Genomic DNA, 15661 nt, shown 5'->3' on the forward strand with positions numbered 1-15661 from the left:
GCTATCCGATCGCGTCGGACTAATGTACGACATGTGATCACTTGGCGAGCCGGCATCGTGCAGTCGATCCACGACCAGTGGACCGGGGTGGTCGTGGTCGATGTGGCCGTGGCCGAGCCGGGCGATTCGGGTGCGCCGGGGTCGGCCGTGCGCCGCGCCCTGGCTTACACCGAGCTGGTCGGCGCTCCGCAGCCCGGCGATCGAGTGCTGCTCAACACCGCGGCGCAAGCCCGTGGGCTCGGAACCGGCGGCCTCGCGCTGGTCGTCGCGCTGCCGGACCGGCTGCCCGCCGACCCAGCGCCGTCGCCGGGCCACATCGTGAAGGCGCGATACACCCCGCTGCAGGAGATGATGCTCGGCGTCGACGAGCAGGAGAGCCCGCACCATGCGGTGCTCGCCGGGGCAGACAGCATCGACGGTATGCCGGTCATCGTCGCCGACCTGCACTCCGCGGTGCCGGCGATCATCGCCGGCCTGCGGGCCGCGTGCCGCGTCACGCCCCGTGTCGCCTACGTGATGACCGACGGCGGTGCGCTGCCCATCGCGTTCTCCCGGACCGTGCACGACCTGCGCGGCGCGGGCTGGATCATCGGTGCCGTCACCGTCGGACAGGCCTTCGGTGGCGACCTGGAGGCGGTCAACGTCCACACCGGCCTGCTCGCCGCACGGCTCGTCCTGCGGGCCGACGTGGTTGTGGTCAGTCAGGGACCCGGCAATCTCGGGACCGGGACGCGCTGGGGCTTTTCCGGCACCTCTGCCGGTGAGGCGATCAACGCCGCCGGGGCGCTCGGCGGTCGGCCGGTCGCGTCGCTACGCGTGTCGCAGGCCGACCGGCGCGAGCGGCACCGTGGCGTTTCCCATCACAGCACCACGGCATACGGCCGGGTTGCCCTGGTCGAGGCCGACCTGCCCGTGCCGACACTGGCTGGTGACCTCGGCGACCAGGTGAACGACCAGGCCGACCGGATCGTCCAGTTGTCGCAGGGGCGTATGCGCCGGTTCGAGGTGCCGGTCGACGGCCTGCTCAAGGTGCTGCGGGAGTGCCCTGCGTCGCTGCGGACCATGGGGCGCGGCTTGGACGAGGACCCGGCGTCGTTCCTCGCGGCCGCAGCAGCGGGGCGGCACGCCGCCCCGCTGCTGTGAGCGCCGCCTCAGCGAAGGCCGAAGGCCGAACCGGCACCGGACTTGTTGGCCGAGACCAGGTCCACGACGAAGATCAGGGTTTCTCCAGGCCCGATCGCGCCGCCTGCGCCCTGGTCGCCGTACCCCAGGTGCGGCGGGATGACGATCTTGCGCCGGCCGCCGACCTTCATGCCGAGCAGACCCTGGTCCCAGCCCTGAATGACCTGGCCGACACCGGCCTGGAACTCCAGCGGCGTGCCGCGGTTCCAGGAGGCGTCGAATTCCTCACCGGTCGACCAGGCGACACCGACATAGTGTGCCTGGATGGTGTCACCGGACTGGACCTCGCGACCGTCGCCCTGCCACTGGTCCTCGACGACCAGGTCGCTCGGAGCGGCATCGCCGGGGAAGTCGATCTCGGGCTTCGTCGTGTTCGGGTCAAAGGGCATGAAGATCTCCTCAGAGCTGTTCGGGGTGGTGTCAGCCGGCCGCGGCGGTCGGTGCGGTCTCGCCGATGGCCAGGATGTCGACCGAGAACACCAGGGTGTCGGTCGTCTGGATCGGTCCACCGCTCGGCGTGTTCTTGCCGTAGCCCTCCTTGGGCGGAATCACCAGGAGCACGCGGCTACCGACCGTCTTGCCGACCAGACCGGTGTCCCAGCCCGGGATGACCTGACCGACGCCGATCGCGAAGGTGGCCGGCTTGCCGCCTTCCTTCGCCGTCGAGTCGAAGACCTTGCCGGTCTTCCAGATCACGCCGGTGTAGCTGACCGTGATCGTGTCACCCTTGGTGACCTTGCGGCCGTTGCCGGTGATGAGGTCCTGAGCGATCAGCGACGTCGGCGCCTTCTTGCCCTTGGGAATGGTGATGCTCGCGGCCTTGCCCTCGCCATTGGGCACCGAAACCGTCGGCAGCCCCGCCTTCGGCGCCACCTTGGTGCCGGACGCCTGCGTCAACGGCGCCCTGGCATCCTCGACCTTCATGTAGAAGACGAGGGTGTCGGCGTTGGTGATGCCGAGCTGCTTGTTGCCCGCACCACCGAACCCGTCGGCGGGCGGAATGGCCACCTCCATGGTGCTGCCGATCGTCGCGCCCTTAAGCGCGGTGACCAGGCCGGGGAACTGGCCCTTGTCGGCCAGCGGGACCGGCACTTCCTTGGCCGAGAAGCTGTTGACGAGCTGCTTGCCGTTCTTACCATTCACCGCGACGTAGTCGACGTAGGCGATGTCCTTCGTGGTCACCTGGCGGCCCGTGCCCTTGGTGAGAGTCTTGACCGTGGTCTTGTTGACCTGGAAGGGCTGCTTCGCCAGCTTGATCGCGGGCGCCTTCGGCTTGGCCGTGTTGACCGAGATGTCGCTCATCGGTGTCACGGCGGAAGCGGCCACCGTCTTGGGGGTGGCAGCCGTCGAGCTGCTCGGGCTCGAGGAGGAACTCGACTTGGAGGCTGAGGATGAGCTGCCGCACCCGGCGAGTAGAAGGGCTGGGAGGGCAACACCGACGCTGAGCAGTCGGAGGGGAATACGGCGCACGCGATGAATCCTCGTGGTCGGGGGGTGGCGGGACTGGCCAACCATAACCTGCCATCCTATGTGCCGGCGTCCGGCCCGGCAGCGGCTTTGGTCACATCACGTCGATGAGTCGCTCGACGCGCGGATCCGTGGACGAGAAGGGATCCTTCACCAGCACGGTCCGCTGTGCCTGGTCGTTGAGCTTCAGGTGCACCCAGTCGACGGTGAAGTCGCGCCGCCCGCGCTGGGCAGCCCGGATGAAGTCGCCACGCAGCTTGGCTCGAGTGGTCTGCGGCGGATAGGTCTTCGCCTCGAAGATCTCGACGTCTGTGGAGATCCGTGCGACCCTGCCGCGCTTCTGCAGCAGGTAGAACAGTCCGCGACGACGGTTGATGTCGTGATAGGTCAGGTCCAGCTGCAGCATCCGCGGGTCGTCGAGGGGTAGGTCGTACTTCGCGGCGTACTCATCCAGCAGCCGATGCTTGATCACCCAGTCGATCTCGTGGTCGACCTGGGACAGGTTGCCCGACTCGACCGCCGCCAGGGTGCGGCCCCACAGGTCCATCACCCGTTTGGTGTGGGAGTCGACCAGTCCTCGCTGCTCGACATAGGCGCTCGCCCGGTCGAAGTATTCGCCCTGGATCTGCAGCGCCGACAGCTCTCGACCGTTGGCCAGCCGCACGGGGTGCTGGCCGGTGATGTCGTGACTGATCTCCCGAATGGCGCGAATCGGGTTCTCCAGGCTGAGGTCACGCATGGCGACCCCGTCCTCGATCATCCGCAGCACCAGGTCGGCCGAGCCGAGCTTGAGCATGGTGGTGGTCTCGCTCATGTTGCTGTCGCCCACGATGACGTGCAGCCGGCGGTACTTCTCGGCATCCGCATGGGGCTCGTCACGGGTGTTGATGATCGGCCGCGACCGAGTCGTCGCGCTGCTCACGCCCTCCCAGATGTGATCCGCACGCTGGCTGACGCAGTAGGTGGGCTTGTGCCCCAACATCGCGATCTTGCCGGCCCCGCAGGTGATCTGACGGCTCACCAGGAACGGGATGAGGACGTCGGAGATCTTCTGGAACTCACCCTGCCGGCTGATCAGGTAGTTCTCGTGGCAGCCGTAGGAGTTGCCCGCAGAGTCGGTGTTGTTCTTGAAGACGTAGATCTTCCCCTCGACGCCCTCATCGGCCAGCCGCAGCTGCGCGTCCTCGACCAACCCCTCCAGGATTCGTTCGCCGGCCTTGTCGTGGATGACGACGTCGCGCACGTCATCGCACTCGGGAGTGGCGTATTCGGGGTGACTGCCCACATCGAGATACAGCCGGGACCCGTTGCCCAGGAACACGTTGCTCGACCGCCCCCACGACACCACCTTGCGAAACAGGTAGCGGGCCACCTCATCCGGCGTCAGACGGCGCTGGCCATCGAACGTGCACGTCACGCCGTATTCGTTCTCGATCCCGAAGATCCGCCGGTCCATACTTCGACCTTAGTCCGCGTCCTCGACGCCGCCACGGCAACACTCGAGGCGTCCACCTGCTGGAATATCTCCGCATTCGGCTCAGACCGGGACGTCGACCCACTGCAGGCCGGCCGGCTCGGCCCGCGACTGTCCGGACGTTGCCGCGGCGACGGCGTCCTGCGCCTGCGTCATGGTGGTCGTCGCGATCCGCATGGTCACCCGCGCGGCATACTCGGTGCCGAGCACCTCGATCCCTCTGGCGCGGATCTCGGCCTCGACCCGACCGGCCTGCGCGTGCGAGAGCGTGACCTCGCAGAGCGTGCGCTGCTCACGGCGCACGAGCTGGGCCGTCTCCAGCGCGAGCGAGACGGCCCCACCGTAGGCCCGGGCCAGGCCACCCGCGCCCAGCAGCGTGCCGCCGAACCAGCGGACGACCACGGCGGCCACGTCGCTCAGGGGCACACCTCGCAGGGCCTCGAGCATCGGCTGGCCGGCCGTGCCCGAAGGCTCCCCGTCGTCGCCCCACCGCGCGACCTCGCCTGCCGGGCCGAGAAGGAAGGCCGAGCAGTGGTGGCCGGCATCGTGATGAGTCCGCCGCTGCTGGGCGACCAGCTCGCGCGCCTCCTCCTCGCTGTCGACCCGCCGCACGACCGCGTGGAACCGGGATCGCTTGACCTCGATGACCCCGACCGCGTCAGCCGTCGGCGTCAGGGTGAGGTACGCGGGAGGGCCGGTCACCTTGCCATGTTCTCAGTTGTCAGGGCCGAGCCGCAGTTCAGGCGAGGGAGGACACCCACGCGTCATGCAGGGCGGCATACCGGCCGTCGCTCGAGCCGATCAGATCCGCAGGTGACCCGTCCTCGAGCACCCGCCCCTGCTCCAGCACCAGCACCCGGTCGGCCACCTCGACCGTGGACAGCCGGTGCGCGATGATCAGTGCCGTCCGGTCGGCGAGGACCGTCTCGAGGGCACGCTGGACCAGTCGCTCACTGGGGATGTCGAGCGAGGAGGTGGCCTCGTCCAGGATGAGGACCTTCGGGTCGGCGAGGAACGCGCGGGCGAACGCCACCAGCTGACGCTGGCCGGCAGACAACCGGCCGCCGCGCTTGGCCACATCGGTGTCGAAGCCCTGTGGCAGCAGCTCGATGAATTGATCGGCCCCCACCGCCGACGCGGCGGCGCGAATCTGCTCATCGCTCGCATCGGGACGGCCGAAGCGGATGTTGTCCGCGACCGACCCCTCGAACATGAAGTTCTCCTGCGTCACCATGACCACGTCCTGCCGAAGCGCGTCCTGGGTCAAGGCCCGCACATCGACGCCGTCCAACAGGATCCGGCCGGAGGTGGGGTCGTAGAACCTCGCCATCAGCTTGGCGATGGTCGTCTTGCCGGCCCCGGTCGTGCCGACCAGCGCGACGGTCTGGCCGGCCGGGATGTCGAGGGTGAGACCCGGCAGCACCGGTCGATCGTCCACGTAGCCGAAGTGCACGTCATCGAACTGGATCGCGCCGTCGACCTTCTCCAGGGTGACCGGGCGGTCTGGATCGGCGATCCCCGGCTTCTCGGCGAGCACGCCCGCCAGTTTCTCCAGGGCCGAGGTCGCGGACTGGAAGGTGTTGAAGAACTGGGTGATGTCCTGCATCGGCTCGAAGAACATCCGCAGGTAGAGCAGGAATGCCGCCAGCACACCGATCGTCATGTGACCGTGCAGGGCGAGCCAGCCCCCGAAGAGCAGGACGGCCGCCGTGGTCAGGTTGCCGATCAGCTTCACCGTGGGCATGAAGATCGCCACGATGCGGAAGATCCGCTCGTTGATGGTGCGATAGCGATCGGCGACGTCCTTGAAGATCTCCTGGTTGCGCGGTTGCCGCCGGTAGGCCTGCACGGCCTTGATCCCGGTCATCGTCTCGACGAACTGCACGATCACCAGGGCGGCCGTCTCCCGCACGACACGGTAGGTCTTGGACGACTCGCGACGGAACCACGCGCTGAGCGCGACCAGCAGCGGGAAGCTGATCAGACAGACCAGGCCGAGCCGGACGTTCAAGGTGACCAGCAGGATCGCGGTGCCCACCAGGGTCAACGCCGCGGTGATCAGGCTGTCGAAACCGTCCTCCAGCAGCTCCTGGATCGCCTCGACGTCGTTCGTCGACCGGCTGACCACCCGCCCGGAGGTGTAGCGGTCGTGGAAGCGCACGTCCAGCTTCTGGAAGTGCCGGTAGACCCGTCGGCGCAGGTCGAGCAGCACGTGCTGGCCGATCCAGCCCGACTTCTGCAGGAAGTACATCCGGCTGACGGCCTGCAGCAGCACCGCGACACACAGAATGACGACAACCGTCACCAGGTTGCTGGAGCTGCCTCCCCGCATGAGCGGCGGCAGACCGTGGTCGATGCCGATCTGCACGAGGCGTGGGACCGACAGCCGTGCGGCGTTCTCGACCAGCACGACGAGAGCCAGCCAGATCAGCTGCTTGCGGTAGGGACGCAGCATGTCCCCGAGCAGCGCGCGGGCCTCCTTGCGCCGTGGGGTCTGGTCCTCGACGGCCTGATCCGGTGCCTGATCCAGTCGTCCGCGCCAGGCGAACTCCATCGGCTGCTCGTCGGCCGGTTCATCGGTCGAGCGCTGCCGCGTCGAGGTGCTCATCGGCTCACTCCCTGGGCGCGTGACCCCTCATGGCTCTCGTCGCTGCACTCCTGCGACGCGGCGTGCTCGATCAGGCGCTGATCGGCCAGCCGATCGTGCTCCTGGGTGTCCTCCCAGCACTGCTCACGCTCGAGATCGTCCGCCAGTTCGTCCTCGGCGGCGAGCAGGTAACGGTAGGCCGGCACGTGATCCAGCAGCTCGCGGTGGGTGCCGACGTGGGTGATGGTGCCGTGCTGCAGCAGTGCGACCCTGTCCGCGAGCAGCACCGTGGAGGCACGGTGCGCCACGACGATTCCGGTCACCTCACTCAGCACCCGCCCCAGCGCCTCCTCGACCAGCGCTTCGGTGTGCACATCGAGCGCCGACAAGGTGTCGTCGAGCACGAGAACCTTGGGCGCCGACAGCACCGCTCGAGCCAGTGACAGTCGCTGGCGCTGACCACCGGACAGGCTCATGCCCTGCTCACCGATCCGGGTGTCGAGCCCGTATGGCAGGTCATGGACGAAATGCGCCTGAGCCACCTCGATCGCCTGCGTGACGTCGGCGTCGCTTGCGTCCGGCCGCCCGAGGGTGACATTCTCCCGCACCGACATCGAGAAGAGCGTCGGATCCTCGAACGCCGTCGCCACGGTGCTGCGCAGCGTGTCGAGCGGCATCGCCCGGACGTCCTGACCATCGATGAGGATCCGGCCCTCGGACACGTCGTAGAGCCGGGGAATCAGCGAGGTCAGCACCGACTTGCCCGCACCCGTCGACCCGACCAGGGCGAGGGTCTCCCCCGGCTTCAGATCGAGATTGACGTGCCGAAGCGGCCAGTCGGCCTCCTCCGCTGAGTCCGGGAACCGGAATCCCACGTCGACCAGCTCGAGATGACCGGCGGGCGAACGGGAGTTGCCGCCGTCACCATCCTCGATCTCCCGTGGCGCATCGAAGATCTCGGCGATCCGGTCGGCGGCCGTCATCGACTCCTGGGTCATCGACAGCAGGAATCCCATGGAGGCGATCGGCCAGACCAACGACAGCATCAAGGTGATGAAGGCGACCAGGGTCCCCAGCGTCAGCCGCCCCTGACCCGCGGCCAGCGCGCCGAGCGCAAGCACGACGATCAGGGTGAGGTTCGGGATCACCTCAAGGAGCGTCCAGAACCGAGCGCGGACCTTGACCTTGGCGACCTCGATATCGTTCAGGTGCGTCACCTGGGCGTCGAACCGGTCGAAGAGATAGTCCTCCCGGCCGAAGGACTTGATGACGCGCAACCCGAGTGCCGCCTCCTCCACCTGCGTCGCCACCTGACCCGCCTGGTCCTGTGCCATCCGCGACAATCGGGTGAACTGCCGCTCGTAGTGCAGCACCGTGCCGGCAATCGGCAGGATCGAGACGAGCACCACGACGCCGAGCGGCCAGTACATCGACAGCAGGATCAGTGTGATCGCCACGATCTGCATGAAGTTCAAGACCAGGAACATCAGCCCGAAGCTGATGAACCTGCGAACAGTGCTCAGGTCGTTCATAATTCGCGACAGCAGCTGACCCGACTGCCAGTTGCCGTGAAATGACATCGGCAGGATCTGCAGCCGCGCGTAGAGATCCTTGCGAATGTCCGTCTCGACACCGAGCGTCGCGCGCGCCATCAGGAATCGCCGCACGAACCAGGTGATGGCCTCGAGGATTCCGACCGCCAGCGCCACCGCACCGAGCACCCACAGCCGGTGCTGGTCGTGGTGCGCGATCGGACCGTCGATCACGGCCTTCGTGATCAGCGGGATGACGATGGTGGCACCCATGCCGAGCACGGCGACCAGAAACATCGAGGCCCAGCGCGTGCGATACGGTCGCAGATACGGGATCAGCCGCAGCAGGTCGGTATACCGTCGACGCTTCTCCCAGCGGTGACCGATGGCCGGGCTCCGCTCAAGGCGTGATCCGGTGTGCTGGTCGAGCGCTGCAGTCGCTGTCGACTGACCCGGATCATGACCCATCTGCGTTTGTCGCCTCCTCGTCGCGTGGAACCCTCCGTGACCAAGCCTGAAGGCCGACCGGATATTCCCGGTGAGCACGCCGTGTGTGCTGCGCTGGGTTGCGGACGAACGTCCACGGTGCGGGTTCGACTCAAAGTATCGCGCGAGCCACCGACAACGGCAGCCCATTATCGCCGCACCGGCCACGGTCCGCGACGCACAAGGGTATGGCGAGAGCGGGCAATTGTGGCAAAACATCCTGTTCTTCTTGCCGTAAGGCGCACTATTATGGAGCTGTCCCACAAATACAGGAGGATTTACGACATGACGATTTCAGCGGACAAGGTGCGCCAGTCACTCTCCGACCACGTCCAGGTCGACGCGTTCGACCTCGTCGTGGACCTGGAACGAAGCCAGGGATCGCACCTCGTGGACGAGGTGACGGGCACGACCTACCTCGACTTCTACACGTTCTTCGCATCCTGTCCCCTGGGCCTCAACCCGCCGCAGCTGGCGGGCGCGCAGTTCGAGCGTCGGCTGCTGACCGCGGCACGCAACAAGCCCGCGAACTCCGACGCCTACACCACCTACCTTGCCGAGTTCGTCGAGACCTTCGCCCGCGTGGCCGGGGACCCGCGGCTGCCGCACCTGTTCTTCGTCGAGGGCGGTGCGCTCGCGGTCGAGAACGCGCTGAAGACCGCCTTCGACTGGAAGAGCCGTCGCAACGAGGCCGCCGGACGCTCCCCCGAGCTCGGGATGCAGGTCATGCACCTGACCAAGGCCTTCCATGGGCGCAGCGGCTACACGATGTCGCTGACGAACACCGAGCCGGTCAAGGTGGCACGCTACCCAAAGTTCGACTGGCCCCGGATCGACGTCCCGGCGATCACCTTCCCCTTGGAGGAGCATCTCGACGAGGTCGGAGCCGCCGAGCAGCACGCCCTGCAGCAGGCCCGTGCGGCGTTCGAGCGTTTCCCGGACGACATCGCGTGCTTCCTCGCGGAGCCGATCCAGTCCGAGGGCGGCGACAACCACCTGCGCCCGCAGTTCCTGCAGGCGATGCAGCAGCTGTGCCGGGAGCACAATGCGTTGTTCGTCCTGGATGAGGTGCAGACCGGGCTGGGTCTGACCGGCACCACCTGGTGCTATCAGCAGCTCGGGCTGGAGCCGGACATCGTGGCCTTCGCCAAGAAGGCACAGGTCGGCGGGATCATGGCCGGTGGCCGGGTGGACGAGGTGGCGGACAACGTCTTCCAGGTGTCCAGCCGGATCAACTCCACCTGGGGTGGCGGACTGGCCGACATGGTCCGCTCGCAGGCACTGCTCGAGGCCATCGAGGAGACGGGCGCGGTGCAGAATGCTGCCGCCATGGGCAGCGTGCTCCTCAGCCAGCTGCAGGACCTTGCCCGGCGGCACCCGAACACGGTGAGCAATGCCCGCGGCCGGGGGCTGCTGTGCGCGATAGACCTGCCGGATGGACAGCTTCGCGGGCAGGTGCTGTCTCGACTCTTCACCGACGAGCACGTCCTGCTGCTGCCCTGCGGCGACCGGTCGATCCGTTTCCGCCCGATCCTCTCGGTGACCGAGGAGGACCTGACTCGCGCCACGGCGGCGCTGGACCGCGTGCTCTCCAGCCTCACGGACAGCCGGGGCGAAGGCTGATCAACACCTGCCGCGGTGCCGGATGACTCGGCCGCGACGGAGCATGCCCTGAATGTCGTGGAAGCGCAGCCAGAACGGGCCGTCGTCGTCGATCGCGTGAATGTGCAGGTGCGGTTGGCCGGAGGTGCCGACAGCGCCCAGCCGATCTCCATCGATCCGGGCGTAATCCACGGAATGAGCGACCGGTCGCGCTGAGTCCGACGATGTCGATGAGATCCATCCCGCCGGTCAGGCCCCCCTTCGACGATCCGCGCGACCAGGACGGCGCAGGCACCACCGATGCTGAGCGGGCGCCACCAGGTCGGCAGGAAGCGTTTCGGGGCCAGCATCAGCGTGCGTTGCATCGCCCTGGGGGTACCGTCCCGCCGATTCGTGCCTTGGGTCGGACCCGTCATGCGGTCTGCACGGGCGTCCCCTCTCTGTCGAGATCGCACCAATCAGCCTCAAATCTGAAGTTTGAGGCTGGAAAATGCGACGTCGGCGAGGCGGCGCTACTCGCCGGTGAGCGTCTCGTGCGACCCCGGGGTCGAGTCATCCGTCTCCGGCACGTCCCGGGTGGGATCGTCCTGGCTGAGGAGGGCCTCCAGCAAGGGCCCGGCAATGCGCCGGAACATGCGACGGTCCCGATTACGGTCGAGCACCGCGACTTCGAGCTGGTCGGCACCCAGCTCGCGGGGCTTGCCGTCGCCGTTGTCGTCGGCGAGCAGCTCGACAGCAAGTCGAAGCACAGTGCCCAGATCCAGGCCCATCGACCAGCGCTCCTGCAACCCTGTGGTGATCCGCTCGGCGGCGCCGCCCATGGCGACGAAACCGTGCTCATCGCCTACGGATCCGTCGTAGGTCAGCCGATAGATCTGGTCGTCGTCCTGGGTCTGGCCCACCTCCGCCACGACGATCTCGACCTCATACGGCTTCGACTCCTGGGTGAAGACGGTGCCGAGCGTCTGGGCATAGGCGTTCGCCAGCCCGCGAGCTGTGACGTCCGACCGGTCATAGGAGTATCCGCGCAGATCCGCGTAGCGGACACCGGCAACCCGCAGGTTCTCGAACTCGTTGTACTTTCCTACCGCCGCGAAGGCGATGCGGTCGTAGATCTCGGAGACCTTGTGCAGTGCCCGGCTGGGGTTCTCCGTGACGAAGGCGATGCCACCGTCGTAGGCAATGACCACGGCAGAGCGCCCACGAGCAATTCCCTTGCGCGCGTAGTCTGCCCGATCCTTCATCAGCTGCTCGGGCGAGACATAGAACGGCATGCTCATCGGCGACCACCTCCTCGCGTCCGTCGGTCATCGACCACGTGCTGGACCACACCTTCGAGCCGCTCGTCGCTGAGGAACCGCACCCCGTCGCGGTCGAGCGCGGCGACAGTCGGCCAGATCCGACGGCCGAGGTCCGGTCCGCCGGTCGCCGAGTCGTCGTCGGCGGCGTCGTAGAGCGCCTCGACCGTGACGCGCACCGTTTCGTCCTCTGAAAGGCCCTCACGCCATAGCTTCTTCAAGGCACCTCTGGCGAAGAGTGAGCCCGATCCGACGCCGTGGTAGTCGTGCTCCTCGTAGCAGCCTCCGGTCACGTCGTAGGAGAAGATCCGGCCAACGTTCGCCCGCAGATCGAAACCCGCAAACAGCGGCACGACGGACAGTCCCTGCATCGCCATCCCGAGGTTGCCCCGGATCATGCTCGCGAGTCGGTTGGCCTTGCCCTCCAAGGAGAGCAGGGACCCTTCGATCTTCTCGTAGTGCTCGAGCTCGACCTGGAACAGTCGCACCAGCTCGATCGCGATGCCGGCGGTGCCGGCGATGCCCACCGCGGAGTAATCGTCGGCCGCGAAGACCTTCGTCATCTCGTGGTTGGCGATGAGGTTGCCCATCGTGGCCCGGCGGTCACCCGCGAGGACCACGCCGTCGGCATACGTCACCGCGACGATCGTGGTGCCGTGCGGTGCATCCAGCGTCATCCCCGCGGGAAGCATGCGGGCGGACGGAACGAGATGTGGTGCGAATCCGGTCAGGAACTCGGCAAATGACGATGACCCCGATTGCAGGTATGCCGCCGGCAGCCCGGCGCCCGAATGGTCTGTCACTGTCCACCCTTCTGGACGAATCCGCGCACGAACTCCTCCGCATTGCTCTCCAGCACCCCATCGATCTCGTCGAGGACGTCATCGGTGTCGGCGTCCTGCACCTGCGCGGCGCCGCCGCTTGGTGCTACCGGCTCGGGTGCGTCGTCGGCAACGTCATCGTCGCGTCGCTGAGGACTCTTGTGCTCCTGTGTCGCCATGGCTCAGCCTTTCACTCGGGTCTGCTTCCAGCCTATCTATTTACTCGGCCGCTTGAGCGAGGGCCCGCAGCAGCTCCTGCGCGCTGTGTGAGCTGTCGAGCAACTCCCCCACGTGTGCCCGCGTGCCTCGTTCGGGCTCCAGCATGGGCACGCGCTGCAGGCTGGACTCGCCCGCCACGTCGAAGATGATGGAGTCCCACGACGCCGCGGCAACCTCGCGAGGGAACCTTGCCAGGCACATGCCACGGAAATACGCCCGCGTGTCCTCCGGAGGGAGCTTGACAGCCTGGGTGACCGCGGCCGGGTCAATGAGCTGCTCGACGCGGCCACCGGCCAGCATCCGGTTGAACAGCCCGCGGTCGGCGCGCACGTCGGACCACTGGATGTCGATCGCGCGCAGCTTCGGGTCGCTCCAGTCGAGCCCGTCCCTGGCCCGGTACCGCTCCATCGTCGCCAGCTTGGCGACCCAGTCGAGCTCTCGCGTGCACTCCATCGGGTCACGTTCCAGCTTGGTCAGCGCGTCGGACCATCGCCGCATCACCTCGGCGGTGTCCTCGTCGACGTCGCTGCCATACAGCCGCTGCAACCAGACTTCGGCCATCTCGTGATAGCACCACAGCACCTGCACCGCGGTCATCTGACGGCCGTCGGCCAGACGCACCTTGGTCTGCAGGGAGGGATCGTGCGAGATCGCCTGCATCGTCGCCACCGGCTTCTCGATGGTGAGGTCCTGGGTGACCGCACCTGCCTCGATCAGGCCGAGGACCAGGCTGGTGGTGCCCATCTTGAGCAGGTTCGCCACGTCGCAGTGGTTGGCGTCGCCGACGATCACGTGCAACCGCCGGTACCGGTCGGTCACGGCGTGCGGCTCGTCGCGGGTGTTGATGATGGGCCGCTTGAGCGTGGTCTCCAGTCCGACCTCGACCTCGAAGAAGTCCGGTCGCTGAGCGAGCTGAAAGCCCGGCTTCTTGGATTCCATCCCGATCCCCACCCGGCCGGATCCGCAGATCACCGGTCGCGTGACGAAGAAGGGGATGAGGTGCTTGACGATGTCGGAGAACGGGGTCTGGCGACTCATCAGGTAGTTCTCGTGGGTGCCGTATGAGGCGCCCTTGCCGTCCGTGTTGTTCTTGTAGAGGTTCACCCCGGGCTCGCCCGGCCCGGACAGGAGCGCCACGGCGTCCCGCATCACCAGCTCGCCGGCCCGATCCCAGGTCACCGCCGCCCGCGGGCTGGTCACCTCGGGTGAGCTGTACTCGGGATGCGCGTGATCGACATACAGGCGGGCACCGTTGGTGAGCACCACGTTCGCGAGGGTCGGGTCGTCCTCGTCGGTCAGCTGCGACGGGTCCGCCGAGCCGCGTGCGAGGTCGAACCCGCGCGCATCGCGCAGGGGCGCCTCGTCCTCGTAGTCCCAGCCGGCCCGCGCGGCACGCATGCCCTGCTGCAGCGCGTAGGCCGTGACGACCCGTCCGGACAGGACCATCGGGTTGGCCGTGGGCTCGCCCGGCACCGAGATGCCGTACTCGGTCTCGATTCCCATCACGCGTCGAACGCTCATACTCCGACCATAACCAGCGCGGTGCCCTCCTCTATCGGCCCCGTCCACGGGATGGGCAGCGCACCCGCGATACTGCACGCATGTCACGAACACGATGGGTCGACACCGCCGGTATGCCGTTGCGCACGCGAATGCTGTGTTACAGCCTGCGGCTCGTTGCCGGGAAGCCGATCTCGGAGCGCACCGATGAGGACATCGCCGCCGATCGCTCGAATTCCCCGGCGCCACGATTCCCCGTCACCCTGATAACCGGGAAGGTCTGGCGAGACGTCTTCCGCTTCGAGCAGGACATCCCGATGCGGGACGGAGTCACCATCACGGCACGGATTCACCGCCCTGCACACGTCGGAGCATCCACTCCGGTGCTCGTCTACTACCACGGTGGCGGGTGGGTGATGGGACGCCCGCTGGACTACGAGTCGATGCTGACCCAGATCGTCCATGAGCTGGGCGTCGTCGTCGTGGCACCCGACTATCGCAAGGCGCCGCAGGCCAAGGCGCCTGCCGCAGTGCACGACGCCGTTGACACGCTCACCTGGGTGGCGTCGGCGCCGAGCGAGCTCGGGACTCGGCCGGCCGGGATCGCGGTCGGTGGCGACAGTGCCGGCGGCAACCTGGCCGCACTCGTGGCGATCGCCGCCCGCGACGAGGACTGCCCCGATCTGGCCGGGCAGGTGCTCATCTATCCCGCGACCGACCTCAGCCTGGAGCACCCGATGCGGACGGCACCGATGCTCGACGGCCCGTCGATGGACACCTTCAAGGAGCTGTATCTCGGCGGATCCGGCGTCCCTGCCGACGACCCGCGGGTCTCCCCGATGCGCGCGGCCTCGCATGAGCACCTTGCGCCGGCCCTGGTGCAGACCGCCGAGCTCGATCCGCTGCGCCCCGAAGGTGAGGCGTATGCCGAGGTCCTGCGTGCCGCCGGCGTGCCGGTCCGCCTCACCCGATGGCGTGGCGTGCCACATGGCTTCGTCAACATTCCCGGCGCGACCCACGTCGGTATGCAGGCTCGTTACGAGATCATCGACCAGCTGCGTTCCTGGCTGTGCGGTGACGAGACCGCAACGCCAAATGCCGCAGCGGGTGCTCCCCTCGAGTCGCGGGGATAACGCCGCAACGCGGTCGAGCAGGTCGGACTTCAGCCTTCCCCTCCCACCGCTGATTTCGATACGGGCTCGCACGTTCGCCCTACTCAATCCAAGGGTTGGGCGGCCCAGCGAACGACCATCCCGCTGCCGCTGGCCGCTGGTTGAGCCGTCGAGCGCGAAGCGCGAGGCGCGTCGAAACCCGGTGACACACAATGGGTCGTGGCTCAACTACCTGGTTGAGGGCGGAGTTCTCCCCTTGGAGGGTCAGGCGGTTTGCGCGTGGTCCGGTGGTGCGCCTGGTCCGTGGGTCAACGGGTCGTCCGGCGGTAGCGGTTGGGTCGGCATCCGCCCGGGCACCAGGTCCCACACCACTTCCGTGTC

14 protein-coding genes are annotated in these 15661 nt (G+C 67.4%); 4 read left to right on the top strand and 10 right to left on the bottom strand.

Annotated elements, in window-relative coordinates; genetic code table 11:
• The first annotated feature begins 33 nt into the window (after nucleotides 1–33).
• Nucleotides 34–1143: a DUF3866 family protein gene (locus FGL98_RS08925; protein WP_146316405.1), complete on the top strand. Its 1110-nt coding sequence runs from the start codon at nucleotides 34–36 to the stop codon at nucleotides 1141–1143.
• Nucleotides 1144–1151: 8 nt separating this feature from the next.
• On the opposite strand, the gene FGL98_RS08930 is transcribed toward FGL98_RS08925, so the two are convergent.
• The 6 genes from FGL98_RS08930 to FGL98_RS08955 form a co-directional block, all read right to left on the bottom strand.
• A complete protein-coding gene (locus FGL98_RS08930) occupies nucleotides 1152–1571 on the bottom strand; it encodes an FKBP-type peptidyl-prolyl cis-trans isomerase (RefSeq protein WP_146316406.1) in 420 nt (139 codons plus the stop codon).
• A gap of 31 nt (nucleotides 1572–1602) precedes the next feature.
• Nucleotides 1603–2652: an FKBP-type peptidyl-prolyl cis-trans isomerase gene (locus FGL98_RS08935; protein ID WP_222432079.1), complete on the bottom strand. Its 1050-nt coding sequence runs from the start codon at nucleotides 2650–2652 to the stop codon at nucleotides 1603–1605.
• Between the two features lie 91 nt (nucleotides 2653–2743).
• Nucleotides 2744–4105: a Pup--protein ligase gene (gene pafA / locus FGL98_RS08940; RefSeq protein ID WP_146316408.1), complete on the bottom strand. Its 1362-nt coding sequence runs from the start codon at nucleotides 4103–4105 to the stop codon at nucleotides 2744–2746.
• A gap of 81 nt (nucleotides 4106–4186) precedes the next feature.
• Complete coding sequence (locus FGL98_RS08945; protein WP_146316409.1) at nucleotides 4187–4825, bottom strand: IMPACT family protein; 639 nt, start codon at nucleotides 4823–4825, stop codon at nucleotides 4187–4189.
• Between the two features lie 37 nt (nucleotides 4826–4862).
• The gene (locus tag FGL98_RS08950; protein WP_186526066.1) at nucleotides 4863–6731 is read right to left on the bottom strand and encodes an ABC transporter ATP-binding protein; all 1869 of its coding nucleotides are present in this window, start codon (nucleotides 6729–6731) and stop codon (nucleotides 4863–4865) included.
• Nucleotides 6728–8710, bottom strand: a complete 1983-nt coding sequence (locus FGL98_RS08955; protein ID WP_146316410.1) for an ABC transporter ATP-binding protein — start codon at nucleotides 8708–8710, stop codon at nucleotides 6728–6730. Before FGL98_RS08955 ends, FGL98_RS08950 begins: the two co-directional genes overlap by 4 nt.
• Nucleotides 8711–9013: 303 nt before the next feature.
• Between FGL98_RS08955 and lat the strand changes: the two genes are divergently transcribed.
• Nucleotides 9014–10351 carry an L-lysine 6-transaminase gene (gene lat, locus FGL98_RS08960; RefSeq protein ID WP_146316411.1) on the top strand — a complete coding sequence of 446 codons (1338 nt, stop codon included), beginning with the start codon at nucleotides 9014–9016 and terminating at the stop codon, nucleotides 10349–10351.
• A 15-nt stretch (nucleotides 10352–10366) separates the two neighbouring features.
• Complete coding sequence (locus FGL98_RS08965) at nucleotides 10367–10546, top strand: hypothetical protein (RefSeq protein WP_146316412.1); 180 nt, start codon at nucleotides 10367–10369, stop codon at nucleotides 10544–10546.
• Between the two features lie 296 nt (nucleotides 10547–10842).
• On the opposite strand, the gene prcA is transcribed toward FGL98_RS08965, so the two are convergent.
• The 4 genes from prcA to dop are packed head-to-tail and all read right to left on the bottom strand — an operon-like array spanning nucleotide 10843 to nucleotide 14189.
• Nucleotides 10843–11610 (bottom strand): proteasome subunit alpha, encoded by a 768-nt coding sequence (gene prcA / locus FGL98_RS08970; protein WP_146316413.1) that lies wholly within the window; start codon nucleotides 11608–11610, stop codon nucleotides 10843–10845.
• The gene (gene prcB, locus FGL98_RS08975) at nucleotides 11607–12431 is read right to left on the bottom strand and encodes a proteasome subunit beta (protein ID WP_146316414.1); all 825 of its coding nucleotides are present in this window, start codon (nucleotides 12429–12431) and stop codon (nucleotides 11607–11609) included. The genes prcA and prcB overlap by 4 nt, the downstream gene beginning before the upstream one ends.
• A complete protein-coding gene (locus FGL98_RS08980; protein ID WP_146316415.1) occupies nucleotides 12428–12628 on the bottom strand; it encodes a ubiquitin-like protein Pup in 201 nt (66 codons plus the stop codon). The genes prcB and FGL98_RS08980 overlap by 4 nt, the downstream gene beginning before the upstream one ends.
• A 40-nt stretch (nucleotides 12629–12668) precedes the next feature.
• Nucleotides 12669–14189, bottom strand: a complete 1521-nt coding sequence (gene dop / locus FGL98_RS08985) for a depupylase/deamidase Dop (RefSeq protein WP_146316416.1) — start codon at nucleotides 14187–14189, stop codon at nucleotides 12669–12671.
• Between the two features lie 80 nt (nucleotides 14190–14269).
• Here dop and FGL98_RS08990 point away from each other — a divergent pair, with 80 nt between their 5' ends.
• Nucleotides 14270–15301 (top strand): alpha/beta hydrolase, encoded by a 1032-nt coding sequence (locus FGL98_RS08990; protein ID WP_146316417.1) that lies wholly within the window; start codon nucleotides 14270–14272, stop codon nucleotides 15299–15301.
• Nucleotides 15302–15661 lie beyond the last annotated feature (360 nt).

Origin of the sequence: Leekyejoonella antrihumi, assembly GCF_007845645.1 — a bacterium.
GTDB classification, from domain to species: domain Bacteria; phylum Actinomycetota; class Actinomycetes; order Actinomycetales; family Dermatophilaceae; genus Leekyejoonella; species Leekyejoonella antrihumi.

Coding starts and splice junctions, on each gene's coding strand:
- FGL98_RS08930 (WP_146316406.1), bottom strand. CDS start 1,571: ATGCCCTTTGACCCGAACACGACGAAGCCCGAGATCGACTTCCCCGGC.
- pafA (WP_146316408.1), bottom strand. CDS start 4,105: ATGGACCGGCGGATCTTCGGGATCGAGAACGAATACGGCGTGACGTGC.
- FGL98_RS08950 (WP_186526066.1), bottom strand. CDS start 6,731: ATGAGCACCTCGACGCGGCAGCGCTCGACCGATGAACCGGCCGACGAG.
- FGL98_RS08955 (WP_146316410.1), bottom strand. CDS start 8,710: ATGGGTCATGATCCGGGTCAGTCGACAGCGACTGCAGCGCTCGACCAG.
- lat (WP_146316411.1), top strand. CDS start 9,014: ATGACGATTTCAGCGGACAAGGTGCGCCAGTCACTCTCCGACCACGTC.
- prcA (WP_146316413.1), bottom strand. CDS start 11,610: ATGAGCATGCCGTTCTATGTCTCGCCCGAGCAGCTGATGAAGGATCGG.
- FGL98_RS08980 (WP_146316415.1), bottom strand. CDS start 12,628: ATGGCGACACAGGAGCACAAGAGTCCTCAGCGACGCGACGATGACGTT.
- dop (WP_146316416.1), bottom strand. CDS start 14,189: ATGAGCGTTCGACGCGTGATGGGAATCGAGACCGAGTACGGCATCTCG.
- FGL98_RS08990 (WP_146316417.1), top strand. CDS start 14,270: ATGTCACGAACACGATGGGTCGACACCGCCGGTATGCCGTTGCGCACG.